Genomic DNA, 23705 nt, shown 5'->3' with positions numbered 1-23705 from the left:
GATGCGTAAACTGTTGGGAGCCATCGCCGCCGTGATCGCATCGGTCACGGCGCCCGCTGTCGCGCAAACCGAAGACGCCTACGCTCCCGCGCGCGCGATCGTCGCCGACATCGGCAAGATCGTGACGCCGAACGGGGTGCAGGAAACGTTCGAGGCCACGCTGGGCGGCGCGCGGCAGGTCGTCAATGTGCGCGGCGCCGACAAGGACAATCCGCTGCTCATCTTCGTCCACGGCGGCCCGGGCGCGGTCGAGATGCCGTTCGCCTGGGCGTTTCAGCGACCTTGGGAGGATGTCTTCACCGTCGTTCACTACGACCAGCGCGGCGCCGGGCGTTCCTATCCGCTCAATGATCCCGCCACGCTGGCTCCGACGATGACACCCGACCGTTACCGCGACGACGCCATCGAACTGATCGAGCTGCTCAAAAAGCGTTACGGCAAGCGCAAGGTCGTGCTGATGGGGCATAGCTGGGGCTCGATCGTCGGCCTGTCGGTCGCCGTGAAGCGCCCCGACCTCCTCTACGCCTATGTCGGCGTCGGTCAGGGCATCGATTTCCGCGAAGGCGAAAAGGCCGGCATGGCGTGGACGCGTGCCAGGGCACTCGCCGCAGGGAACAAAGAAGCGGTGCAGGCCATCGACGCGCTCGCTCCCTATCCGCAAGGCGAGTTCACCATCGCCAAGGCCGACGGCTGGCGCAAATATGCGATCCCCTACGGCTCGCTCATCTACAACAAGCCCGATCTCAAATATTATTTCCAGACCCCGCACCTGTCGCCCGAATATGGCCCGGCAGACATACAGGCTTGGGGTAAGGGCAGCGAATTTTCGGTGACGACATTGTGGCCGCGGCTCGCCGACGTCAGCTTCAAACCGGTGCGCAAGATGGACGTGCCGCTGGTCTTCCTGCTCGGCCGCCACGACTATACCGTGCCGTCGCCGGTCGCGGCCGAGTGGTTCGGCAAGGTGCAGGCGCCGTCGAAGACGCTCGTCTGGCTCGAACATTCGGCGCATATGCCGATGGTCGAGGAACCCGGAATCTTCTTCGCCGCGCTGCTCCGCGACGTCCTGCCGCTCGCAAAGGACAAGCCATGACGCCCTATCTTGCGCCCATCGGACTGCTGGTCATTTCCAACATCTTCATGACCTTTGCCTGGTACGGCCATCTCGGTGATGTTTCGCGTCCGATGTGGCTCGCGATTCTGATCGCGTGGGGCATCGCCTTTTTCGAATATTGCCTCGCAGTGCCAGCGAACCGGATCGGTCACGGCGTCTATTCGACTGCCGAGCTGAAAACGATGCAGGAAGTGATCACCCTGCTGGTGTTCGCGGGCTTCGCCGTGTTCTGGCTCGGCGAGAAACTGACGATCAACCATCTCGTCGGTTTTCTGCTGATCGCCGGCGGCGCCTTCTTCATCTTCAAGGGACCGATTGCCGCCTGATCCGCAGGGCGCTAGCCTCGCGTCAGCAGGAGGACGGGCGATGACGGACAAGCGGATGATCTCGCGGCGTGCATTCGGCACCGCCGCGGCCGGACTGGCGGCGCTGGGGACCAGCGGGGCGACGGCAAAACCGGCCAAGCCGGAAGCCATCGCGACCGGCAAGCCCTTCATCATGACGACGTGGGATTTCGGGCCGGGGGCGAACGCCGTCGGCTGGCCGATGCTCGCGGCGGGTGCCTCGGCGCTCGACGTCGTCGAGGCGGCGATCAACCATGTCGAGCTGCTCGGCGACTATTGGGTCGGTGCGGGCGGCGTTCCCAACGAGGTCGGCGAGACGACGCTCGATGCGATGATCATGTGGGGACCGACGCACGACGCCGGCGCGGTCGGCTGCCTCAAGCGGGTCAAGCGCGCCATTTCCGTGGCGCGAAAGGTGATGGAAGAAACCCAGCACAGCCTGATCGTCGGCGACGACGCAACGCGCTTCGCCGCACGCATGGGCTTCACCGAGACCTCGCTGACCAGCGTCGTATCGCAGCAGGCGTGGGACAAATGGGCGGCCAAGGGCGAAAAGACCAACGCTTTCGCTCCCGAACCGATCGGCAAGAATCCGAAGCTCGCCGGTCACGACACGGTCGGCTCTATCGCGCTCGATGCGGCAGGCCATCTTTGCGTCGGCTGCTCGACCAACGGGCGCGAATTCAAGATTCCGGGGCGCGTCGGCGATTCGCCGATCATCGGCGCCGGGGCCTATTGCGATCAGGCGGTCGGCGCGGCGGTCGCAACGGGGAATGGCGACGTGATGATGCGCTTTCTCCCGACCTATCACGCCGTCGAACTGATGCGCGGCGGGATGGAGCCGCAGGCGGCCGCCGAAGCCGCGATCCGGCGGATCGAGGAGGCGGGTTATGAAATCGACGGCGGCATCGCGGTGATGCGCCGCGACGGCGCGCACGGCGGCGCCAAGACCGGCTGGAAGGACGAGCCGTTCAGCTATTCGGTCCAGACCGCGGCGGGGAACGTGAAAGTCCCCGTCGCTTGAAAACGGCGCCCCGTCTCCACATTTAGCGACCGCGGAACCGACTCGCTTTCATCGCGAACCAAAAAACTCTAGAGGCGCCCCATGGAAACCAGAGCCGGCGATCCCGGGGCGTTTGCCCGCTTCGACCTTACCCGCGTCCCCTCGCCCGCTTTCGTCGTCGACGCGGCGAAGATACGCGCGAACCTGGCGGTGCTACGCCACATCGGCGACGCCTCCGGCGCCCGCGTGCTCGCGGCACTCAAGGCCTTTTCGATGTGGTCGCTCGGCCCGACAGTCGCGACATATCTCGACGGCGTCTGCGCGTCGGGGCTCTACGAAGCGAAGCTCGGGCGCGAGGAATATGGCGGTGCACAGGGCGACAAGGAGGTCGCGACCTATTGCGCCGGTTACAAGGAAGCCGATCTTCCCGAAATCGCGCGGCTGTCGGATCATCTGATCTTCAATTCGCCCGGCCAGATCGCCCGCTTCCGTCCGCTGCTCGACGATCTTCGCGCGAGGGGCGAACGCTTCGACGTCGGGCTGCGCATCAATCCGATGCACAGCGAGGGCGAAGTCGCCAAATACGACCCTGCGGCGCCGTGCAGCCGCCTTGGCTTCCCCGTCACGCAATTGCTGCCCGAACATCTGGAGGGCGTCGACGGCGTGCATATGCACAGCCTGTGCGAACAGGATTTCCCGCCGCTCCAGCGGACGTGGAATGCCGTCCAGCCGATGCTGCGCCCCTTCTTCGGGCGGCTCAAATGGATCAATTTCGGCGGCGGGCACCACGTCACCCGCGCCGATTACCAGACCGACGACCTCATCGCCTTTCTTAAGCAAGTGCGCGCCGCGACCGACTGCGATGTGATGATCGAACCCGGCGAAGCAATCGCGCTTGACGCCGGCATCCTCGTCGGCGAAGTGCTCGACCTCTTCGACAACGGCATGTCCATCGGCATCACCGACATTTCGGCGACCTGCCACATGCCCGATGTGATCGAAGCGCCCTATCGCCCCGCGATGCTGGACGAAGGCAGCGAGGGGATGCCGACGCGCCTCGGCGGCCCGTCGTGCCTCGCGGGCGACGTGATCGGCGACTACCGCCTGCCCGGCGGCGCGCGCGTCGGCCAGCGCTTCGCCTTCCTCGACCAGGCGCATTATTCGATGGTCAAGACCAACAGCTTCAACGGCGTGCCGTTGCCGTCGATCTGGCTGTGGGACAGCGAGACCGACGAACTGAAGCTTGTCCGCGAATTCGGCTACGAGGACTTCAAGACGCGGCTGGGATGATCTCCGCCAGCGCCTGATGGATGTCGCTGACCACCACCGACCCCTCGCCTACCGACGACGCGACGCGCTTGACCGATCCCTTGCGCACGTCACCGATAGCGTAGATGCGCGGCCAGCTCGTCTCGTAGCGGCTCGGCATGCGGTCGAGCGACCAGCCCGCCTTGACCAGCTCCATCGGCGCGATATCGGCGCCGGTCTTCACGAAACCGCGCTCGTCGCAGACCATTTCGCGCGGCAGCCAGCCGGTGTTGGGGCTGGCGCCGAGGAAGAGGAACAGGAAGCGGCAGTCGCAATGGCCCTCGGCGCCGGTCTCGCGGCAACGATAGGTCAGCCCGACCAATCCCTCCTCGCCGTGCAGCGCGGTGACATCGGTCGACGGAATGATCTCGATATTCGGATGCTCCTCCAGCCGCTTGACCAGATATTCGGACATGGTGTCGCGCAGGCTCGACCGGCGAAAGATGACATGCACCTTCTTCGCGACGCTCGCGAGATAGATGGCGCCCTGTCCCGCCGAATTGCCCGCACCGACGACGGTGACCTCGGCATTACCGCAGAGCTGCGCTTCCATCGGCGTCGCGCCATAATAGATGCCGCGGCCCTCATAGGCCTCGATGCCGTCGATCGGCAGCCGCTGATATTGCGCCCCGCTGGCAACGACGACCGCGCGGCTACGCAGCTTGCGCCCGTCGGCGAGATGGAGGCAATAGGCGTCGCCGTCGCGCCCAATCGACGCCGCGCGCACCGGCGCCACCAGCCGCGCGCCGAATTTCTGAGCTTGCACCGTCGCACGCCGCGCCAGCTCGTTGCCCGAAATGCCGGTCGGGAAGCCGAGGTAATTTTCGATCTTCGACGATGTCCCGGCCTGCCCGCCCGGCGCCAGCGCGTCGAGCGCGATCACCGTCAGCCCCTCCGATGCCGCATAGACAGCTGCTGCGAGCCCGCCCGGGCCGCTGCCGACGACGAGCACATCGGCGGTCGCCCCGTCGGGGAGCAGATCGAGCCCGAGCCCCGCCGCGAGCTGTTCGGGCGTCGGCTGGACCAGCACGTCGGCGGCGCCGAGAATGACCGCGGGCAGATCGGCTTCGGTCAGTCCGCGTTCGGCCATCAGATGCGCCGCGACCGGCCCGTCGGCCGGATCGAACCAGCGATGCGCTACGCCATGCTTCATCAGCAGGTCACGCAGCGCATAGACGCTGCGGTCCATCGCCGCACCGATCACGATCGTGACCGCGAATCCGCGCGTGTTGCTGAACTCGCGGCGCGCCGACAGGACGCGAACGAAGATGTCGGAATAATGGGAATTGCCCGCGATCAGGCGCTGGAAATCGCCGTGCGCGATCCGCAGGATATCGCCGTCGGCGCCCATTTCGACGCGCGACAGATGGCGCTGCCCGGTCAGCACCGACAGATCGCCAGCGAACTGGCCACGCTCCATCCAGCCGACGCGCTTGCGCCCTTCGTCGGTCGAGGCGAAGATGTCGGTATGGCCCGACAGGGTGACGATGCAGTCGGGCGCCATCGCGCCCTCCTCGACGAGCAGGTCGCCCGCCTTGTGCGATTCGATGGTTCCGAACCCCGCAAGCTCTTCCAGTTCGGCGTCGGAAAAATCGTGATTCACGTCGGCGCGCGAGACCATGGCGGGGCGGTCCTTTCCGGTTTTATCGATGCGCCAAGCCTAGCGCGACGATCGGGACTTGTCTTGCATTTGCGCGGTCTGGCGCACGTCAGCCCCGGTTCGGCCCCACTGTTACCGGCTTATTACAAAATTGCGCCAAAGGGTCTTTACAGGGGGGACCCCCCTGCATATATCGCCCTCCGCTGCCCCAGGGGGACTTCCAATAACCGCAAGGCAGCCTTGGATGTTTAACGTATTTTTTGGGGGTCCCTTGAGTTGCACCAGCATCATAGCGCCCACGGGCTGATTCAGGCACTTTCGCCGGTCGAACCTGTTACGCTTGTCCGCCCGCACGCCGCGGCGCGCGCAGCGCGTTTCTTCATCGAGCGATTTCCCGGCACGACCATGTATGCGGTCAAGGCGAATCCGTCGCCCGACCTCTTGCGCGTGCTGTGGGATTCGGGCGTCACCCATTATGACGTCGCCTCGATCGCCGAGGTGCGCCTCGTCGCGCGCACCCTGCCGAAAGCGACGCTCTGTTTCATGCATCCGGTGAAGGCCGAGGAAGCGATTTCCGAAGCCTATTGGAAGCATGGCGTCCGCACCTTCTCGCTCGACACGATGGAAGAGCTGGAGAAGATCGTCCGCGCCACCGAAGGCGCGCAGGATCTCAACCTGCTGGTCCGCCTCCGCGTCTCGTCCGACCATTCGAAGCTCAGCCTCGCCGCCAAGTTCGGCGCAGAAGCCGACGAGGTCGCCGAACTGCTGATGGCGACGCGCCAGGCCAGCGACGCGCTCGGCATCTGCTTCCATGTCGGCAGCCAGGCGATGACCCCGCATGCCTATGCGCAGGCGATGGAACGCGTTCGCGCCGCGATCGTCGCGGCGTCGGTGACCGTCGACATCATCGATGTCGGGGGCGGCTTCCCGTCGAGCTATCCGGGCATGGAGCCGCCGCCGCTCGACGCCTATTTCGAGACGATCCATCGCAGCTTCGAAAGCCTGCCGATCAGCTATTCGGCCGAACTCTGGTGCGAACCGGGCCGCGCGCTGTCGGCCGAGTATAGCTCGCTGATCGTCCGTGTCGAAAAGCGCCGCGGCGAGGAACTCTATATCAACGACGGTGCCTATGGCGCGTTGTTCGACGCCGCGCATGTCGGCTGGCGCTTTCCGGTCAGCCTGCTTCGCGAAGGCAAGAGCGACGCGGAAATGACGGCGTTCAGCTTTTACGGTCCGACCTGCGACGACCTCGACCATATGGCCGGGCCTTTCTTCCTGCCCGACGATATCAAGGCTGGCGATTTCATCGAAATCGGCATGCTCGGCGCCTATGGCTGCGCGATGCGGACGAAGTTCAATGGGTTCGGGGCGGAGGAAATCCACGTCGTCAGCGACGAACCGATGGTGAGCCTCTACACCGGCGAAACCGAACCGGAACGCCGCAGCGCGACGGTGACCAAGCTGTTCTGACCTTCAGGGTCTGCCACAAGAATCGAGGGGCCGGCACAGCAATGTGACCGGCCCTTTCGCTTTCGAACCAAGGCGCTAGGGTCAGGATTCACCAATTGCGCGATCGAGGTTTGAAGCGATTTTGCGCAGGGCGAGGAGGCAAGGCGAAGGCATATGTCAATATTCCAAGACTTGCTGACGAAGCCATGGGCAAAATCGGTCAAATCCCGCAGGGACGTCGAAATGGCTTTGATCTTGGGCCCGCGCGGCCTTGCGGGTAGCGATGCTACCCGCCGCGCCCGCCCGAACCCGATATCTTCGCCATTTCGGCGCCTCGACCGCGCAATTGGTGGATCCTGACCCTAGATTGCGCCGCCCATGCAGCCCTTCCACCATCTCCTCGTCAACAACCTCGTCGCCAACATCACCAACTTCACGGTGTGGTTCGCGCTCACCTTCTGGATTTTCCTCGAGAGCCAGTCGGTCTTCGCCACGGGGATGATCGCGGGCATCTATCTGGTGTTCACCTCGGCGCTCGGCATCTGGTTCGGCAGCCTCGTCGACCATCATCGCAAGCGCAACATGATGCTGGTTTCGAGCCTCGCATCGCTGGCGATCTATGCCTTCGCGCTCGCCGCCTATGCGCTCGATCCCGATATTCGCGCCGTCAGGCAGGACAGCGCGACGCTGTGGCTGTTCATCCTGCTGACGATGTTCGGCGTCATCGTCGGCAATATCCGGATGATCGCGCTGCCGACCCTCGTCACCCTGCTCGTGCCCGAAGACCGGCGCGACCGGGCGAACGGGCTGGTCGGCGTGGTCAGCGGCATTGGTTTCCTGACCACCTCGGCGATCAGCGGCTTCCTTGTCGCGTGGGGCGGCATCGCCGCAACTTTGGTGTTTGCCGTCGGCCTGTCGCTGCTCGCCGCGCTGCATCTGCTGTTCGTGCATATCGACGAACCCCGCGACACCGGTACGCACAATACCCCACGCAGCGTCGATCTCGCCGGGACGTTTCGCCTTGTCCTCGGCATTTCGGGCCTGTTCGCGCTGATCCTCTTCACCGCGCTCAACAACCTGCTCGGCGGCGTGTTCATGGCGCTGATGGACGCCTATGGCCTGTCGCTGATGGCGGTCGAGCAATGGGGCCTGTTGTGGGCGGTGATGTCGTGCGCCTTCATCGTCAGCGGGGCGCTGATTTCAAGGACGGGGCTTGGCGCCAATCCGGTGCGGACGCTGCTTTTGGTCTGCCTCGTCGAATGGATCGTCGCCGCCGTCTTCACCGTCCAGTCGTCGATCCCGCTGCTCGCGATCGGCTGCTTCGTGTGGCTCTTCCTCGGCCCCTATGCCGAGGCAGCCGAGCAGACGGTGCTGCAAAAGGTCGTCCCCTACGAACGCCAAGGCCGCGTCTTCGGCTTTGCGCAATCGGTCGAGCAGGCCGCGTCGCCGCTGACCGCCTTCCTCATCGCGCCGCTGACCCAGTTCGTCTTCGTGCCGCTGATGACCGACGGCGCGGGGGCCGACGCGATCGGCGACTGGTACGGCCGCGGGCCCGAACGCGGGATCGCCGCTGTGTTCACGATCACCGGCCTGCTCGGCGTCGTCGCGACGATCGCCGCGTTCCGGTCGAAGTCCTATCGCCGGATTTCGGCCGCCTATGCTGCGGGCGCCGGCGAGGCCCGGTTGGCTGCCGCCGAGGCTTAGCCCACCAAGCGATTTTTCTTGCGCCCACGCGCCGCTTTGCGAAAGTCGGCGGCTAAGGAGCGATCTCTGAATGACCATGCTCGAAGGTATCCGCATCATCGACCTGACGACGGTGATTTTCGGCCCCTATGCGACCCAGATGCTCGCCGATCTCGGCGCCGAGGTGATCAAGGTCGAAACCCCGGGCATCGGCGACGTGTCGCGCTATCTCGGCAGCGGCGCCTCCGACCCGACGATGGGGTCGGTCCACCTGACCGTTAACCGCGGCAAAAGGTCGATCGCGCTCGATCTCAAACGGCCGGAGGACGCCGGGGTCCTTCGCGACCTGATCCGGGCCGCCGACGTCTTCATCCACAATGTCCGCGGCAAGGCGATCGCGCGGCTGGGGTTCGACTATGCGGCGTGCAAGGCACTCAAGCCCGACATCATCTATATCCACGGCACCGGTTTCGGGCAGGACGGCCCCTATGCCGACCTGCAGGCTTATGACGATGTCATCCAGGCCGCGACCGGGACGACCAGCCTGCTGCCGCGCGTCGACGGCGATCCGCGGCCGCGCTACCTGCCCTCGCTGATCGCCGACAAGGTCGCCGGCCAGTTCGGCGCGCAGGCAATCCTCGCCGCGCTCGTCCACAAACTCAGAACCGGCGAAGGTCAGGCGGTCGAGGTACCGATGTTCGAATGCTTCGCGGCTTTCATGCTCACCGAGCACCTCCGCGATGCGGCGCTCGATCCGCCGATCGGCCCTGCCGGATATCCGCGCCAGCTCGACCCGGCCCGCCAGCCGTTCCCGACCGCCGACGGCCATATCGCGGTCGTCCCCTACACGCCGGCCTCGACCGCGCGGTTGATGGGGCTGCTTGGCAGCGACGCGCTCCTCACCTCGCCGGATTTCGAGGCAGCCAAAATGTGCGGCCAGCATATGGCGCTCGTCTACGGCGAAATTGCGCGAAAAACGCCAGCCCGGACGACCGCCGAATGGCTCGAAATCTTTGCCGCGAACGACATTCCCGCCATCGCCGTGCGCGACCTCGAGGATATCAAGGACGATCCGCACCTTAAGGCGACCGGATTTTTCCGCCGCCGCGTCCACCCCGACGTCGGCGCGTTTCACGAGATGCGGCCGCCGGTCAGATATGGCGCCGCCGCGCCCCGCGAACCCGGCTTCGCGCCGCGGATCGACGGCGACGGTCCCGCGATCCGGGCCGAGGTCGCCGGCAAACGGCCATGACGTTCTGCGATTGCATCTCGCCGGGCACGGCCTAGCATTGCAGGAGAACAACAGGGGGAGATGCCTATGTCCGCAAACCTGCTCGCACCGGGAGCCGTCCTGATCCTATGGACGCTCGTCATGTTCCTGTGGGTTGCCGCGACGCGCTTCCCGGCGCTCAAGAAAGCGGGGATCGACCTCAAGAAAACGCCGCCGGGCGGGCGCGGCGCCGATCTCGAAAAGATATTGCCGCCCGAAATCAACTGGAAATCGCATAATTACACGCATCTGCTCGAGCAGCCGACGATCTTCTATGCCGTCATCCTGATCCTGCACGCCGTGGGCGGCTATCCCGCCTATGTCGTCTGGATTGCCTGGACCTATGTCGTGCTGCGCATCGTGCACAGTCTGTGGCAGGCGACGGTCAACCGCATTCCGGTGCGTTTCACGCTGTTCCTGCTGTCGACGCTGTGCCTGCTCGCACTGTCGCTGCTTGCGGTCATCGCCACTTTGGGTTGAGGGGGAGAAATATGGATAACAACGCAATATTGGGACCGGTCGCGACGCTCGCGCTCTGGTCGATGATCATGTGGGTGTGGATGTATGCGACGCGTATCCCGGCGATGCAGCGCGCCAAGATCGACGCCGCAAAGCTGGTCGGCGGCACCGGCAAGGGGCTCGACGATCTGCTGCCCGCCGAAGTGCAGTGGAAGGCCCATAACTACAACCATCTGATGGAACAGCCGACCGTCTTCTATGCCGTGGCGCTCGCGCTCGCGATCGGCGGCATGGGCGGCGGGCTCAACGCGCAGCTCGCATGGGGCTATGTCGCGCTACGCATCGTCCACAGCCTTGTTCAGGCAACGGTGAACCGCGTGATGTGGCGCTTCGGCATCTTCGCGCTGGCGAGCCTCGCGCTGATCGCGCTGTGCGTGCACGCCTTTATCGGGTTCGTGCTACACTAACCGTGGCGTGAGAAACGTGCGGCCAGTTCCACATGGGTCGACCAGCGGAACTGGCCGACCGGTTTTACCCAATCGAGCCTATAGCCGCCCGCGACCAGCAGCTTCGCATCGCGCGCGAAGCTCGCGGGATTGCAGCTCACATAAGCGATGACGGGCACCTGCGACGCCGCAAGCTGCTTCACCTGCTCCTCGGCCCCCGCCCGCGGCGGATCGAGGATCACCGCGCCGAAACGGTTCAGTTCGGCTGGCACCAGCGGCCGCCGGAACAGGTCGCGATGTTCGGTGGCAACAAGCGCCCGGGCGCGATTTGCGGCGCCCGTCAGCGCCGCGATCGCATCGCGCGCGCCCTCTGCAGCATAGACTTTGCGCCCGGCCTGCACCGACAGCGCGAAGGTGCCGACCCCCGCGAACAGGTCGGCAACCGCACCGGCATCGCCGATCGCGCGCCGGACCGCGTCGATCAGCGCCGCCTGACCCGCAGCCGTCGCCTGCAAAAAGGCGAATGGCGGCACCTCGACCGATATGTCGCCGAAGCGCACCGTCGGCGGTTCGGGCTGCCACAGCGTTTCGAGCCCGTCGCCCTGATCGATCGCCAGACGGGCAAGGCCATGCGCGCCCGCGAAATCCTGGATCGCCATCGCCGCGTCGAGCCCTTCGGCCTTCACGCCCTCGAGGATCAGTTCGACGCCCTGATCGAGCATCTGGAGCTTGACCTTTACCGGGCGCCTTTGCGGCGCGATGACCGTCAGCAACTCGCGCACCGGCGCGACCAGCGCGAACAATTCGGGCAGGAGCAGCGGGCACATCCGCATGTCGACGATCTGGTTGCTCTGCGCCGCGTTGAAGCCGAGCGCGACCTGCTTGCCCGTCCGCAGCGCCGTGAGCGTCGCACGGCGGCGGCTCTGAGGCGGCGACAAGTGCGCCGGCAGCACCTCGCCGCCCGCGACATCCTGTCCGGCCAGCGCACCAGCGACGCGATCGCGCACGAATTCGGCGAGCGCGGGTTCGGCAACATGCTGGAGCTGGCAGCCGCCGCATTTGCCGAAATGCCGGCACGGGGGATCGGCGCGGTTCGGGCCGGGGATGATGATGCCGTCGTCGCGCACGCGGTCGCCGGGCACGCCGCCCATCACGTGGCGCCCGTCGCCCGTCACGCCATCGCCGCGCGCGGCGATGCGCTCGATCAAATTTGCTTCCGTCATGCTCTTACCAAATCGTCCGCTACAAGGCCGGGGCCGATAGCCTGCCCGCGCGCGATATGCCACCCCACCGCTGCGACCGCGGCGTCGAAGGGATCGCCGCCGCGCGCCAGCATCGCGCCGCACGCCCCCGCGAGGACATCGCCTGTTCCGGCGGTCGCGAGCCACGGGCTGCCCGGCCAAGCGGCAGCAACGCGGCCGTCGGGCGCGGCGATGATCGTGTCGGCGCCCTTGTAGACGACCACAGCCTGCGTCCGCACGGCGGCGGCCTTCGCGCGATCGATCTTGCTGCCGTATAGCTGTGGGAAGGTGCGCGCGAACTCGCCTTCGTGCGGTGTCAGGATCGCCTTGCACGGCGTTTCGGAGAGGCGCGGCAACGCCGCCGCGATCGCCGCGGCGTCGAGGACGAGCGGCTTGCCCGAATCGAGCACCGCCTCGACATCGAACAGCAGCTCGTCGCCCGCCGGAAAGCCCGGCCCGATCACCACCGCACCGACGCGCGGATCGTCGAGCCGTTCGCCGAACTTGTCCTCGCCCTCGACGATGATCGCGGCGAACGGCGCCCGCTCGCTGCCGTCGAGGACGACATAGCCTGCCCCCGCCCGCAGCGCCGCCGCCGCAGTCAGTTCGGCGGCGCCCGGCATCGGTCCCGCGAAGACCAGCACCATCCCGCGGCTGAACTTGTGAGCATCGGGACGGGGTTTGGCGGGCCGTATCGCCGGCAGGCTGCGCATCGCCCGGTTCGCCGAGATGCCGATCGGCGCCAGCAGGACGCGCCCGCACGCCGCCGCCGTCGGCAACAGCACATGCGCCGGCTTCAGCGCCCCGAGCGCCAGCGTCACGTCAGCCGGAAGCGGCGGCACCCAATCCTTGGCCCCATCGCCGTCGGCGCCACTCGGCACATCGACGGCAAGGATGCGGCTCGCGGCGAAACGGCGCAGCGTCGCCGCCAGACCGTCGGCGAGCGGCCGCGACAGGCCGACCCCGAACAAGGCATCGACGATCAGCGGCGCCGGCTTCGTCTGCTCATCGAGAGTTTCGACCGGTCCGTTCCAGCGCGCACGCGCCGCCGTCGCCAACTTCGTCGCCGGCTCCGCGAGCGCGGCGACGCGCGCATTCGCTCCACGCTCCGCGAGCATTTGTGCCGCGACATAGCCGTCGCCGCCATTGTTACCGGGACCGCAGAGGATCAGGATCGGCGCTCCCGCCGCCATCCGCCACGCGGTATCGGCAACCGCCGCTCCCGCATGATCCATCAACTCCGAAAGCGATGTCCCCTGGATCGCGCACGCCGCCTCCGCTTCGCGCATCGCGGCGCCGGTCAGGATCGGGGCATCCGGGGGTATCGACATGGCGCTACCCTATCATGTCCTGCCCAAAAGCCTATTTCGGACCGCCGGTATTGGCGGGCAGGCGATAACGGTCGGCACCGACCGCAACTTCGATCAGCTTGTCGCCGACGATCGTGACCTTTGCCAGTTCGGACCCGTCGGCCGACACCAGCCCGCGCCCGTCGGTCGCGATCAGCAGGCGCCGATATCCGACATCGCCGCGGCCGACCACCAGCACGGTCCCGTCGGCACCACTCATCTCCTCGACGGTGCAGGTCCGGTCGAACAGCTTCGCTCCTTCGAGCGCGCATTCGATACGGCCGTTTTCGGCCGCCTCGCGCGATCCGCGCGCTTCGGCTTCGGCGAGTTCGCCATTATCGGGGGCGCCGCTGCATCCAGCAAGCAACAGGAACGGCAGGAATGCGCCCCGGTTCGATATCATGGCTTGCCCCCCTTAAGCTGCGACAGGTCGCGCACCGCGCCGCGCGCGGCGCTCGTCGTCATCGCAGCATAGGCCTGAAGTGCTACCGAAACCTTGCGCGGCCGCGGCTTGGCGGGCTGCCACGCGGCATCGCCCTTGGCCTCCATCGCTACTCGGCGCGAAGCCAGTTCGCCCTCAGGAACGGCGAGCGTGATGGTGCGCGCCGGAATATCGATCTCGATCCGGTCGCCGTTTTCGACCAGGCCGATCGTCCCGCCTTCGGCCGCTTCGGGCGAGACATGGCCGATCGACAGCCCCGACGTACCGCCCGAAAAGCGCCCGTCGGTGATTAGCGCGCAGGCGGCGCCGAGCCCCTTCGACTTCAGATAGCTCGTCGGATAGAGCATTTCCTGCATTCCCGGCCCGCCCTTCGGTCCCTCGTAGCGAATGACGACGACGTCGCCCGACTCGACCTGTCCGGTCAGGATGCCCGCAACGGCGGCGTCCTGGCTTTCATAAACCTTCGCCGGACCTGAAAATTTCAGAATCTTCTCGTCGACGCCTGCGGTCTTCACGATACAGCCGTCGAGGGCGATATTGCCGGTCAGCACCGCCAGCCCGCCGTCCTTGCTGAACGCATGGTCGGCCGAGCGGATCACGCCGGCTTCGCGATCGAGGTCGAGGTCGTCCCAGCGCCGGTCCTGGCTGAATGCCACCTGCGTCGGCACGCCCCCGGGCGCCGCCATGAAGAACTTCTGCACCTCGGGGTCGTTCGTCCGCCCGATATCCCATTTGTTCAGCGCATCGCCCAGCGTGGCGCTGTGTACCGTCGGCAGATGGGCATGGATCAGCCCCGCGCGCTCGAGTTCGCCGAGGATCGCCATGATCCCACCGGCTCGGTGGACATCCTCCATATGGACGTCGCTCTTCGCCGGCGCGACCTTCGACAGGCACGGCACGCGGCGCGACAGCCGGTCGATGTCGGTCATGGTGAAATCGACCCCGGCCTCGAACGCAGCGGCGAGCAGGTGGAGCACGGTGTTGGTCGATCCGCCCATCGCGATGTCGAGGCTCATCGCATTTTCGAACGCCTCGAAGGTCGCGATATTGCGCGGCAGCACGCTCTCGTCATCCTGCTCATAATAGCGTTTGCACATCTCGACCGCGATCCGCCCCGCGCGCAGGAACAATTGCTTGCGATCGGCATGGGTCGCGAGCGTCGAGCCATTGCCGGGCAGCGACAGCCCCAGCGCCTCAGTCAGGCAGTTCATCGAATTGGCGGTAAACATGCCTGAGCAGGACCCGCAGGTCGGACACGCCGAGCGTTCGACCGCCGCGACTTCCTCGTCGGTATATTTCTCGTCGGCCGCGACCACCATCGCATCGACCAGATCAAGGGCGACCTCCTTGCCCTTGAGCACCACCTTGCCCGCCTCCATCGGTCCGCCCGACACGAAGACGACGGGGATATTGATGCGCAGCGCCGCCATCAGCATGCCCGGGGTGATCTTGTCGCAGTTGGAGATGCACACCATCGCGTCGGCGCAATGTGCGTTGACCATATATTCGACGCTGTCGGCGATCAGGTCGCGGCTCGGCAGGCTGTAGAGCATCCCGTCGTGCCCCATCGCAATGCCGTCGTCGACCGCGATCGTGTTGAATTCCTTGGCAACCCCGCCCGCCGCCTCGATCTCGCGCGCGACCATCTGGCCGAGGTCCTTCAGGTGGACGTGGCCGGGAACGAACTGGGTGAAGCTGTTGACGACCGCGATGATCGGCTTGCCGAAGTCGCTATCCTTCATCCCCGTCGCGCGCCATAGCCCGCGGGCGCCGGCCATGTTACGGCCGTGGGTGGTGGTGCGCGAACGATATGAAGGCATTTTCGACAGTCCTGATAATTTTATTTCAAAAATAAGCGACGAAACGCGCCTCTACACGCCTATCCGGCCAGATTCAATGTAACTTTGCTGCACATGCGAGAAAGCCGTTCAGCAAACAGCGCTTGCCCCGCCGCATCGCGCACAAGGTCCTGCCGCATCTCGATGCCGACATAGGGAATCCCATTGCCTTCGGCATGGCGGTTCATCGTCGCGTTGAGCAATTTGCCCGAGTAAGGAAGCTGGTCGCCGACATTCAGCCCTTCGGCCGCCAGCGCAGCGATCGCCGCCGCGGCGAGCCGGTCGTCCTCATTATAGAGAACCCCGACATGCCATGGCCGCGCCTGTTCGGGATGCGCCGCCAGCGCCGGGGTAAAGCTGTGCAGCGACAGGATCATCGCCGGGCGGTGCGCTGCAATCGTCGCGGCAATATGGTCGTGATAGGGCCGGAAAAAGCGCACCAGCCGCGCCTCGCGCCCCGCATCATCGAGCGCATTGCCCGGCACCGCGTGCCCGTCGCTGGCGATCGGCAGCACGCCGGGGGCGTCTTCTTCACGGTTGCAGTCGACCACCAGCCGCGACACGCCGCCGAGGATCGCGGCATCGACCGCGCCGCCTTCGACGAGCAGCGCCGCCACTTCGGCAACCCCGATGTCGATCGCGATATGCTCGCGCAGCAACGCGGGATCGATGCCGAGATCGATATCGGCGGGGACGAAGGCCGAGGCATGGTCGGCGATCAGCAGGATGCCCCCTGCCCGCGCCTCGCCCAGTTGCCGCCAAGCCTCGCTCATCGCAATGCTCCCGCCATCTGCCACCAGTGCGGCCGGCTTTGCGCCAGATGCGCCGCCGCGGCGTCGCGCTCGGCCGGCGCGTCGAACAGCGCGAAACAGGTCGCGCCCGATCCCGACATTCGCGCCAGCCACGGGCGCAGGGCGCCGAGTTCGGTCAGCACGTCGACGATCGCCGGACATTGGGCGATCGCGGCACGCTGCAGGTCGTTGCGCCCGGCAAACAGCTGCGCGCGGAGGTCTGCTCCGGTGAACAAGGGGCCGCGATCGATGCCGTCCCACGCCGCGAACACCGGCCCGGTCGCCACCGGCTGGCGCGGGTTGACGAGCAGCACGGGGGTACCGGACAGCCGCAGTTCGGGAAGCGGGCTCAGCTCGTCTCCTGTCCCGAGGCCGAGGCAGGTCGCGCTGGCAACGCAGGCCGCGATATCGGCGCCGAGGGTCGCAACCAGCCGCGCCAGCCCGGCATCGCCCAGTTCGGGCAGGAAATGACGGCGGACCAGCCGCGCCATCGCCGCCGCGTCGGCCGACCCGCCGCCGATTCCGGCGGCGACCGGCAGGCGCTTGGTCAGCGTGACGGCCAGCGGCGGCACGCGGTCGGCACCATAGCGCGTGCGCAGCAACGTCAGTACCCGGCGAACCAGATTGTCGTCGCCGGCGGTCAGCCCTTCGGCGAAATCGCCGTCTATGCTCAGGCTGTCGGCGTCGGCGAACTCCGCTTCGATTCCATCGCCATCGTCGACGAAGGCGAACAGCGTCTCGATATCGTGATAGCCGTCGGCACGCCGTCCGCGGACGTGCAGCGCGAGGTTGATCTTCGCCCAGCCGGTTTCGCGAAAGGCGGTCATGGCGCGGTCGTCGCCTCGCTCAGCCCGTCGCGGAGCTTCGCCTCGATCCGCGTCGCCATGTCGGCCTCGGCGAGCAGCGCCGCGGCGCGCCAGCTATAGCGTGCCTGAAACCGCCGCCCGGCCTTCCAATAGGCATCGCCGAGATGCTCGACGATCACCGGATTGTCGGGTTCGCCCGCTTGCGCCTTTTCGAGCAGCGGCACCGCCTCCTCGACGCGGCCGGTCAGGAAATAGGCCCAGCCGAGCGAGTCGGTGATGCTGGCATTCTGCGGTTCTTCGTTCCACGCCGCCTCGATGCGGGCGAGCGAGGTCTTGACGTCCTTGCGCCGCTCGAGCGCCGAATAGCCCGCGAAGTTCAGAACGGTGGCATCGTTCGGCCGCAGCGCCACCGCCTTTTCGAGCAAGGGTTCGGCTTCGCCCCAGGCGTCGGCCTGCAGCAAGAGTTCGGCGCGCGCGATGAGCAGCGTCCCGCGCAGCGCCGCGTCGTCTTCCCCCGTACCGAGCGTCGCTTCGAGCCGCGCATAGGCGCGTTCGGCCGCCTTCGGATCGTCCGATCGCCGCGCGATATCGGCAAAGCGCACAAGCAGGCTACGCACCGGCGGTTCCTGCGCAGCGGCCGCCTCCGCTAGCTTCGCGGCGCCCGCCAGATCGCCCGCATCGGCCATCAGCTCGGCGCGGCGCATGTCGAGCACCGGCGGCATCGCGCGGCGGCTGCTGGCGAGCAGTGCCAGCGCGTCCTGCCGCTGATCGTTGCGATCGAGCGCCTCGACCAGCGCCGACCGCGCCATCCAGTCGCTCTCGTCGAGCCAAAAGGCCGTGCGCCCGAACAACAAGGATAGTTTCGGGCTGCTGTTCGGCGTGCGCGCGAAAGCGTCGGCGAGCAGCGCCATCCAGTGGCCGATCCCGCTGCGCGGCGTCGATACCGGCTGGTCGGGCAAGAGCAGCATCGGATCCTCGCGGCCGCCCGATGCGAGCGCGATACGTCCGCGCAGCCGGTCGCCCGCTTCGCCCTGCCCCGCCTTGTCGAGCGTCGCCGCGACGCGAAGGGCGACGAGCTGGCTCGTCCGGTCGGTCAATATGATCTCGTCGGTAATCGACACGGCTTCGGCCGGCCGGCCGGTTGCGAGCTTGACCAATGCCGCTTCGAGCAGCAGCGCTGGTTCGGGCCGCGCCCGGACGCTGGCAGCGGCGAGATGACGTTCGGGCTGCTTCGCCCGCGCGCCGACATCGATCCATGTGTCGAGCGTCGGCTGGATCAGGCGCGATATCGCGTCGCCACCGGTCTTGTCGGCGCGACCGCTCATATAGAGCTGCGCCCCCTTCCAGTCGGCGCGGCGGATCGCGTCGACCAGTAGGACGAGTTGGGCGTCGAAACGGCGGTCGCCGGCCTGCCAGAGCTGCGCCGCGGCGCCGCGTGCTACTGCGAGGTCGCCCGTCTCGATCGCCCGTTCGAGAATCCGCCCGCGCAGCCCGGGAAGCGTCGGCACGTGACTGGCGAGCGTTTCGAGGGCCGACAGGGCCGCGGCAGGGTCGCCGGCCTCCTCGGCCAGCCGCGCCCGCACCAGCGCATTCAGCGCCCCGCCATTGTCCTCGGCGCCCCACGCGGGCGATGCGAGCGCCAGCATCGGCAGCGCGGCGCCCCCAACCGCGAGGAAGCGCACCGCAAGGAACCGGGCGGACTTACATGTTCGGATAATTGGGGCCTCCGCCGCCTTCGGGGGTGACCCAGTTGATATTCTGGGTCGGGTCCTTGATGTCGCACGTCTTGCAATGGACGCAATTCTGCGCGTTGATCACAAACTTCGGATCGCCCTCGGCCTCGCCGACGATCTCATACACCCCCGCCGGGCAATAGCGCTGCGCGGGCTCGTCATAGAGCGGCAGATTATATTCGACCGGGATCGACGGATCCTTGAGCTGGAGGTGGACCGGCTGGTCCTCCTCATGGTTGGTGTTCGAAAGGAACACCGACGACAGGCGGTCGAAAGTCAGCACCCCGTCGGGCTTCGGATAATCGGGCTTCGGCATCATGTCGGCGCGATAGAGCGTCGTGTTGTCGGGATGATGCTTCATCGTGAAGGGCATGCGGATCTTCAGCGTTTCCGCCCACATCGTGATCCCAGACAGCAAAGTGCCCGCAAGGTCGCCATATTTCTCGACGAGCGGCAGGACGTTGCGAACGACGCTGAGTTCCTTCTTCACCCAGCTATCGTCATAGGCATCCTGATAGGCAGTCAGCGTGTCGCTGCCGCGGCCGGCGGTGACGGCCGCAAAAGCTGCCTCGGCCGCCATCATGCCGGACTTCATCGCGGTGTGAGTGCCCTTGATGCGCGGCACATTGAGGAAACCGGCGCTGTCGCCGATCAGCGCGCCGCCCGGAAAGGCGAGCTTCGGCACCGACTGATAGCCGCCGTCGCTGATCGCGCGGGCGCCGTAGGAGACGCGCTTGCCGCCCTTCAGGATCCTGGCGATCTCGGGGTGTGTCTTCCACTTCTGCATTTCCTGGAAGGGCGAGGTGTGCGGGTTGCGATAGTTGAGCCAGGTCACGAAACCGAGCGCGACCTGTCCGTTCGCCTGATGATAGAGGAAGCCGCCACCGTTCGTATTATGGTCGAGCGGCCAGCCCTGCGTGTGGATGACGCGGCCCTCGGCATGATTCTCGGGCTTGATGTCCCACAATTCCTTGACGCCGAGGCCATAGACTTGCGGCTCGCAGTCGGCATCGAGCGCGAATTGCGGCTTCAGCATCTTGGTCAGGTGGCCGCGAACGCCCTCGCCGAAGAATGTATATTTGGTGTGGAGTTCAAGGCCCGGCTGATAATCGCCCTTGTGGCTGCCGTCGCGCGCGACGCCCATGTCGCCGGTCGCGACGCCCTTCACCGAACCATCGTCATTGTAGAGGATTTCGGCGGCAGGGAAGCCCGCGAAAATCTCGACCCCCAGACCTTCGGCCTGCTCGGCGAGCCAGCGGCAGAGGTTGCCAAGGCTGCCGGTATAGGTGCCCTTGTTGTGCATGAAGCCGGGCGAGATAAATTCGGGCAGGCCGAATTTCTTCGTCTTGGTCAGCACCCAATGCTGGTTGTCGTTGACCGGCACCTGCGCGAGCGGGCAGCCCTGTTCGCGCCAGTCGGGGATCAGTTCGTCGAGCGACTTCGGGTCGATCACGGCGCCCGACAGGATATGCGCTCCGACCTCGGATCCTTTTTCGAGGATACACACCGATAGTTCGCTGCCCGCTTCGTTCGCGAGTTGCTTGAGGCGGATCGCCGCCGAAAGGCCCGCCGGACCCGCTCCGACGATGACCACGTCATAGGGCATCGATTCCCGTTCGCTCACCGCAATAACCTTTCTGCCGTCCCCGCGCCGATCATTCATCGTGTCCGGCGCTCATTCTGTCACGAATTGCGATGCCCGCCAATTGACGCGTCCGTCAACTCTCTGTTTGAAACAAATTCATGGGTGGGCAAAAATCGGCCTTGTTGGCGGAAAGCATTTGCGACTGGTGGTCGCTGGCTGGCGTCGATGGACTTGTCGGCGAGGAGCCGGCAGGCTGGCTGGTCCTGCCGCCGGCGAATGATGCCGCTCCTCCGAAACTCAAGGCGCCCGCCGCCGAGCCCGAAGCGATGCCCCTCCCGGCCGCGCTCCAGCGGCAGGAAGCGCCGGTAGCGCCCGCCGCCAAGGGCCCCGTCGTCTTTCCGGAAGACTGGGCCGCGTTCCAGAACTGGCTGGCCGAAGATCCCGACGTTCCGGGCAGCCAGTGGGATGCCCGCCGCGTCCTGCCCACCGGAAATCCCGGCGCGCCGCTGATGCTGTTCACCGCCTGGCCCGAGGTCGACGACCAGCGCGACGGCGCCTTGTTTGCGGGTCCCGCGGGAACCTTACTCGATGCGATGCTCCGCGCGATCGGCGCCAGCCGCGCCGACTGTTATGTCGCGAGCCTCGCCATCACCCGGCCGCCGGGCGGCCGCTGCGACGAGCGGGACACGGCCGAACTCGACCGGCTGCTCTGGCATCATCTGCGGCTTGCGGGGCCCGAACGGCTCCTGCTGATCGGCAGCGACATCGTGCGCATGGCCGCGAACATCGCGCTTGCCGATGCGCGCGGAAGGTTACTCGATGTTAACCAAGATGGCCGCAAGATGGAGACAGTGGCCGTCGCGCACCCCGCGATGCTGCTGGCCCGGCCCGCCCACAAGGCAGCGGCCTGGGATAGCCTCAAACTGTTCAACCGGGGACGTTGACAGATGACGATAAAGACAATTTTTCTCTCCTGCACTCTTGCGGCCGCTGCGCTCTGCACGGCGCCCGCCATGGCCGCAGACGCCGGCGAGCGCAACCTGACCGCGCAGCCGCAGACGGTGCCCGACATATTATCGTCGAAACAGAAACAGCTTTACACGCAGGTGATCGTGGCGATCCGCGGCCAGCGTTGGGCCGAGGCAAAATCCCTCCTCGACAGTGCTGATAACGGCCCGCTCAACGATTTCCTCCGCGCCGAACTGCTCACCGCACCGAACAGCCCGCGCGCCGAAGTCGCCGACATCATGCCGATCCTCGCGCGCTCGCCGCAATTGCCGCAGGCCGAGCAGCTCGGCCGCCTCGCCGCCAAGCGCGGTGCGACCGATCTGCCGACGCTGCCGATGCAGACGCGCCTGTCATGGGCCGGCAGCGCCCCGCGCCGGCTGGGTGCCGACAGCGTCAGCGATCCGGTCGCCGCGCGCCTTGCCGCGACGATCCCCGATCGCATCAAGAACGATGATCCCGCGGGCGCCGAAGCGCTGCTCAACGCGGTCGCCGACCAGCTCACGCCGCAAGCGCGCGCCGAATGGACACAAAAGGTCGCCTGGTCCTATTATATCGAGAATGACGACCAGAACGCGCTCAGGCTTTCGCTCGCCTGCACGTCCGGCGGTGGCGCGTGGGCCACACAGGGCGCGTGGGTCCAGGGCCTCGCCTCGTGGCGCCTTCACGATTACCGCACCGCGCTCGTCGCCTTCGACCGCGTTGCCAAGGAAGCACCCGACAGCGAAACCCGCGCCGCCGCTTATTATTGGGCGGCGCGCGCCGCGATCGCCGCCGGCGACCCCGCATCGGTGCAGCCTCGGCTGCGTGCCGCCGCCGCGAACGAGGAAACGCTCTACGGCCTGCTCGCCGCCGAAACGCTGGGCGTCGAGACCGGCAGTCAGCGCGAGAATGTCCGCGCCGACCGCAGCGCCTGGCGGGCGCTGGAGGATTTGCCCAACGTCCGCATCGCCATGGCGCTCGCCGAAATCGGCGAGGATAAATATGCTGGCGCGGCGCTGCGTCATCAGGCGCAGATCGGCAATCCCGAACAGCATGCCCAGTTGATCGGCATGGCGGGCGCGCTCAGCCTGCCCGAAACGCAGCTCTATCTCGCGCACAACACGCCGCAGGGCCGTAAGCTCGCGGCGCAAACGCGCTACCCGCAGCCGAAATGGGAACCCAATGGCGGCTGGAAGGTCGATCCGGCGCTCGTCTTTGCGCACACGCTGCAGGAATCGCGTTTCCAGCGCACCGTGGTCAGCCCGGCTGGCGCCTTCGGCCTCATGCAGGTGCTGCCCGGCACCGCGCGCGACGTTGCACGCTGGCGCGGCGACAGCGGTACCGGCGACCTTCGCATCCCGGCGGTCAACATGGATTTCGGGCAGAGCTATCTGCAATATCTGAGCCGCGACGGCGCGACCGGCGGCCTGCTGCCCAAGGTCATCGCCGCCTATAACGCCGGTCCGGCTCCCGTCGCGCGCTGGCAGACCGAGATCCGCGATCAGGGCGACCCCCTGCTCTACATGGAATCGATCCCTTATTGGGAGACGCGGGGCTATGTCGGCATCGTGCTGCGCAATTACTGGATGTACGAAGCGCAGCAGGGCAAGCCGTCGGTCAGCCGCGCCGCGCTCGCGCAGGGCAAATGGCCGCGCTTTCCCGACGGCAACGACCGCGTCCGGCTGAGCTATGCCGGCGGCCTCGCCGATGCCAATTGACGAGACCCTCGAGTTCCGGCCGGTCCGGATCGCCATCCTGACGATTTCGGACAGCCGCAGCGAGGCCGACGACCGATCGGGCGACAAGCTGGTCGAATTGCTGACCGATGCCGGCCACGTCCTCGCCGCGCGCGCGATCATCCGCGACGAGGGCGATCTGATCGTCTCGCGGCTGCATAACTGGATCGACGATGCCGAAGTCGATGTCGTGATCACCACCGGCGGGACCGGCGTCACCGGCCGCGACGTGACGCCCGAGGCGCTGCACCGCCTCGACGGCAAGGATATTCCCGGCTTCGGCGAGCTGTTCCGCTGGCTCAGCTATCAGAAGATCGGCACCTCGACGATCCAGTCGCGCGCCTGCGCCGTCGTCGCGCGCGGTACCTATATCTTCGCGCTGCCCGGATCGACCGGCGCGGTGACCGACGCATGGGAAGGCATTTTGTCGACCCAGCTCGACAGCCGGCACAAGCCCTGCAACTTCGTCGAATTGATGCCCCGGCTCACCGAATAGCGCATTTGTTCTTTCTTTGTTCTCA

The 23705-nt window shown here is 66.4% G+C and carries 21 protein-coding genes; 12 read left to right on the top strand and 9 right to left on the bottom strand.

Going from position 1 to position 23705, the window contains the following annotated elements; genetic code table 11:
- Position 1 precedes the first annotated feature (1 nt).
- The 4 genes from LH19_RS07635 to LH19_RS07620 all read left to right on the top strand — a co-directional run bounded on the left by LH19_RS07635 (position 2) and on the right by LH19_RS07620 (position 3751).
- Complete coding sequence (locus LH19_RS07635) at positions 2-1093, top strand: alpha/beta fold hydrolase (protein ID WP_054726660.1); 1092 nt, start codon at positions 2-4, stop codon at positions 1091-1093.
- The gene (locus LH19_RS07630) at positions 1090-1440 is read left to right on the top strand and encodes a DMT family protein (protein ID WP_054726657.1); all 351 of its coding nucleotides are present in this window, start codon (positions 1090-1092) and stop codon (positions 1438-1440) included. Before LH19_RS07635 ends, LH19_RS07630 begins: the two co-directional genes overlap by 4 nt.
- Positions 1441-1480: 40 nt before the next feature.
- On the top strand, positions 1481-2482 hold the full coding sequence (locus tag LH19_RS07625; RefSeq protein WP_054726654.1) for a N(4)-(beta-N-acetylglucosaminyl)-L-asparaginase: 1002 nt from the start codon (positions 1481-1483) through the stop codon (positions 2480-2482).
- Positions 2483-2563: 81 nt separating this feature from the next.
- Positions 2564-3751, top strand: coding sequence for a carboxynorspermidine decarboxylase (locus LH19_RS07620; protein ID WP_054726651.1), 1188 nt, complete (start codon positions 2564-2566; stop codon positions 3749-3751).
- Here LH19_RS07620 and LH19_RS07615 read toward each other — a convergent pair.
- Positions 3732-5390, bottom strand: a complete 1659-nt coding sequence (locus LH19_RS07615) for an FAD-dependent oxidoreductase (RefSeq protein ID WP_054726649.1) — start codon at positions 5388-5390, stop codon at positions 3732-3734. The two genes, LH19_RS07620 and LH19_RS07615, sit on opposite strands and share 20 nt — an antisense overlap.
- Before the next feature lie 255 nt (positions 5391-5645).
- Here LH19_RS07615 and LH19_RS07610 point away from each other — a divergent pair, with 255 nt between their 5' ends.
- The 5 genes from LH19_RS07610 (at position 5646) to LH19_RS07590 (ending at position 10697) form a co-directional block, all read left to right on the top strand.
- A complete protein-coding gene (locus LH19_RS07610; protein WP_054726647.1) occupies positions 5646-6839 on the top strand; it encodes a type III PLP-dependent enzyme in 1194 nt (397 codons plus the stop codon).
- 357 nt (positions 6840-7196) lie between these two features.
- Positions 7197-8522: an MFS transporter gene (locus LH19_RS07605; RefSeq protein ID WP_054726644.1), complete on the top strand. Its 1326-nt coding sequence runs from the start codon at positions 7197-7199 to the stop codon at positions 8520-8522.
- Between the two features lie 70 nt (positions 8523-8592).
- Positions 8593-9753, top strand: a complete 1161-nt coding sequence (locus LH19_RS07600) for a CaiB/BaiF CoA transferase family protein (protein WP_054726641.1) — start codon at positions 8593-8595, stop codon at positions 9751-9753.
- Between the two features lie 66 nt (positions 9754-9819).
- On the top strand, positions 9820-10251 hold the full coding sequence (locus tag LH19_RS07595; RefSeq protein ID WP_054726638.1) for an MAPEG family protein: 432 nt from the start codon (positions 9820-9822) through the stop codon (positions 10249-10251).
- A gap of 11 nt (positions 10252-10262) precedes the next feature.
- Positions 10263-10697 carry an MAPEG family protein gene (locus LH19_RS07590; RefSeq protein WP_054726635.1) on the top strand — a complete coding sequence of 145 codons (435 nt, stop codon included), beginning with the start codon at positions 10263-10265 and terminating at the stop codon, positions 10695-10697.
- On the opposite strand, the gene LH19_RS07585 is transcribed toward LH19_RS07590, so the two are convergent.
- Genes LH19_RS07585 through LH19_RS07550 form a run of 8 tightly spaced genes read right to left on the bottom strand, consistent with a single transcriptional unit; the run spans position 10694 to position 20500 of the window.
- Positions 10694-11899, bottom strand: coding sequence for a class I SAM-dependent RNA methyltransferase (locus tag LH19_RS07585; protein ID WP_054726632.1), 1206 nt, complete (start codon positions 11897-11899; stop codon positions 10694-10696). The genes LH19_RS07590 and LH19_RS07585 overlap by 4 nt on opposite strands.
- On the bottom strand, positions 11896-13248 hold the full coding sequence (locus LH19_RS07580) for a bifunctional ADP-dependent NAD(P)H-hydrate dehydratase/NAD(P)H-hydrate epimerase (RefSeq protein WP_054726627.1): 1353 nt from the start codon (positions 13246-13248) through the stop codon (positions 11896-11898). The genes LH19_RS07585 and LH19_RS07580 overlap by 4 nt, the downstream gene beginning before the upstream one ends.
- 31 nt (positions 13249-13279) lie before the next feature.
- On the bottom strand, positions 13280-13669 hold the full coding sequence (locus tag LH19_RS07575; protein WP_054726624.1) for a hypothetical protein: 390 nt from the start codon (positions 13667-13669) through the stop codon (positions 13280-13282).
- Entirely contained in the window at positions 13666-15528 is a 1863-nt protein-coding gene (gene ilvD, locus LH19_RS07570; protein ID WP_054726622.1) for a dihydroxy-acid dehydratase, read from the bottom strand. The genes LH19_RS07575 and ilvD overlap by 4 nt, the downstream gene beginning before the upstream one ends.
- A 59-nt stretch (positions 15529-15587) precedes the next feature.
- Positions 15588-16319: an N-formylglutamate amidohydrolase gene (locus tag LH19_RS07565; RefSeq protein WP_054726619.1), complete on the bottom strand. Its 732-nt coding sequence runs from the start codon at positions 16317-16319 to the stop codon at positions 15588-15590.
- Entirely contained in the window at positions 16316-17164 is an 849-nt protein-coding gene (locus tag LH19_RS07560) for a 4-(cytidine 5'-diphospho)-2-C-methyl-D-erythritol kinase (protein ID WP_054726616.1), read from the bottom strand. Before LH19_RS07560 ends, LH19_RS07565 begins: the two co-directional genes overlap by 4 nt.
- Positions 17161-18825 (bottom strand): tetratricopeptide repeat protein, encoded by a 1665-nt coding sequence (locus LH19_RS07555; protein ID WP_234716108.1) that lies wholly within the window; start codon positions 18823-18825, stop codon positions 17161-17163. Before LH19_RS07555 ends, LH19_RS07560 begins: the two co-directional genes overlap by 4 nt.
- Positions 18826-18844: 19 nt before the next feature.
- Positions 18845-20500 carry an electron transfer flavoprotein-ubiquinone oxidoreductase gene (locus LH19_RS07550; RefSeq protein WP_054733174.1) on the bottom strand — a complete coding sequence of 552 codons (1656 nt, stop codon included), beginning with the start codon at positions 20498-20500 and terminating at the stop codon, positions 18845-18847.
- A gap of 143 nt (positions 20501-20643) precedes the next feature.
- Between LH19_RS07550 and LH19_RS07545 the strand changes: the two genes are divergently transcribed.
- From LH19_RS07545 to moaB, 3 genes are all read left to right on the top strand, one after another.
- Positions 20644-21405 carry a uracil-DNA glycosylase family protein gene (locus tag LH19_RS07545; protein WP_234716107.1) on the top strand — a complete coding sequence of 254 codons (762 nt, stop codon included), beginning with the start codon at positions 20644-20646 and terminating at the stop codon, positions 21403-21405.
- Positions 21406-21474: 69 nt separating this feature from the next.
- Positions 21475-23166 carry a lytic transglycosylase domain-containing protein gene (locus LH19_RS07540; RefSeq protein ID WP_234716106.1) on the top strand — a complete coding sequence of 564 codons (1692 nt, stop codon included), beginning with the start codon at positions 21475-21477 and terminating at the stop codon, positions 23164-23166.
- The gene (gene moaB, locus LH19_RS07535; protein ID WP_054733171.1) at positions 23156-23680 is read left to right on the top strand and encodes a molybdenum cofactor biosynthesis protein B; all 525 of its coding nucleotides are present in this window, start codon (positions 23156-23158) and stop codon (positions 23678-23680) included. The genes LH19_RS07540 and moaB overlap by 11 nt, the downstream gene beginning before the upstream one ends.
- Positions 23681-23705 lie beyond the last annotated feature (25 nt).

The sequence above is a fragment of the Sphingopyxis macrogoltabida genome (genome assembly GCF_001314325.1).
GTDB lineage: Bacteria > Pseudomonadota > Alphaproteobacteria > Sphingomonadales > Sphingomonadaceae > Sphingopyxis > Sphingopyxis macrogoltabida.
This window is presented reverse-complemented; position numbering and strand designations above follow the sequence as displayed.

Bases quoted from the DNA above. Each gene is read 5' to 3' on its own strand.
- LH19_RS07595 (WP_054726638.1), top strand. From the start codon at position 9,820: ATGTCCGCAAACCTGCTCGCACCGGGAGCCGTCCTGATCCTATGGACG.
- LH19_RS07635 (WP_054726660.1), top strand. From the start codon at position 2: ATGCGTAAACTGTTGGGAGCCATCGCCGCCGTGATCGCATCGGTCACG.
- LH19_RS07590 (WP_054726635.1), top strand. From the start codon at position 10,263: ATGGATAACAACGCAATATTGGGACCGGTCGCGACGCTCGCGCTCTGG.
- LH19_RS07580 (WP_054726627.1), bottom strand. From the start codon at position 13,248: ATGTCGATACCCCCGGATGCCCCGATCCTGACCGGCGCCGCGATGCGC.
- LH19_RS07540 (WP_234716106.1), top strand. From the start codon at position 21,475: ATGGCCGCAGACGCCGGCGAGCGCAACCTGACCGCGCAGCCGCAGACG.
- LH19_RS07575 (WP_054726624.1), bottom strand. From the start codon at position 13,669: ATGATATCGAACCGGGGCGCATTCCTGCCGTTCCTGTTGCTTGCTGGA.
- LH19_RS07625 (WP_054726654.1), top strand. From the start codon at position 1,481: ATGACGGACAAGCGGATGATCTCGCGGCGTGCATTCGGCACCGCCGCG.
- LH19_RS07565 (WP_054726619.1), bottom strand. From the start codon at position 16,319: ATGAGCGAGGCTTGGCGGCAACTGGGCGAGGCGCGGGCAGGGGGCATC.
- LH19_RS07585 (WP_054726632.1), bottom strand. From the start codon at position 11,899: ATGACGGAAGCAAATTTGATCGAGCGCATCGCCGCGCGCGGCGATGGC.
- LH19_RS07560 (WP_054726616.1), bottom strand. From the start codon at position 17,164: ATGACCGCCTTTCGCGAAACCGGCTGGGCGAAGATCAACCTCGCGCTG.
- moaB (WP_054733171.1), top strand. From the start codon at position 23,156: ATGCCAATTGACGAGACCCTCGAGTTCCGGCCGGTCCGGATCGCCATC.
- ilvD (WP_054726622.1), bottom strand. From the start codon at position 15,528: ATGCCTTCATATCGTTCGCGCACCACCACCCACGGCCGTAACATGGCC.
- LH19_RS07600 (WP_054726641.1), top strand. From the start codon at position 8,593: ATGACCATGCTCGAAGGTATCCGCATCATCGACCTGACGACGGTGATT.
- LH19_RS07615 (WP_054726649.1), bottom strand. From the start codon at position 5,390: ATGGTCTCGCGCGCCGACGTGAATCACGATTTTTCCGACGCCGAACTG.
- LH19_RS07630 (WP_054726657.1), top strand. From the start codon at position 1,090: ATGACGCCCTATCTTGCGCCCATCGGACTGCTGGTCATTTCCAACATC.
- LH19_RS07605 (WP_054726644.1), top strand. From the start codon at position 7,197: ATGCAGCCCTTCCACCATCTCCTCGTCAACAACCTCGTCGCCAACATC.
- LH19_RS07620 (WP_054726651.1), top strand. From the start codon at position 2,564: ATGGAAACCAGAGCCGGCGATCCCGGGGCGTTTGCCCGCTTCGACCTT.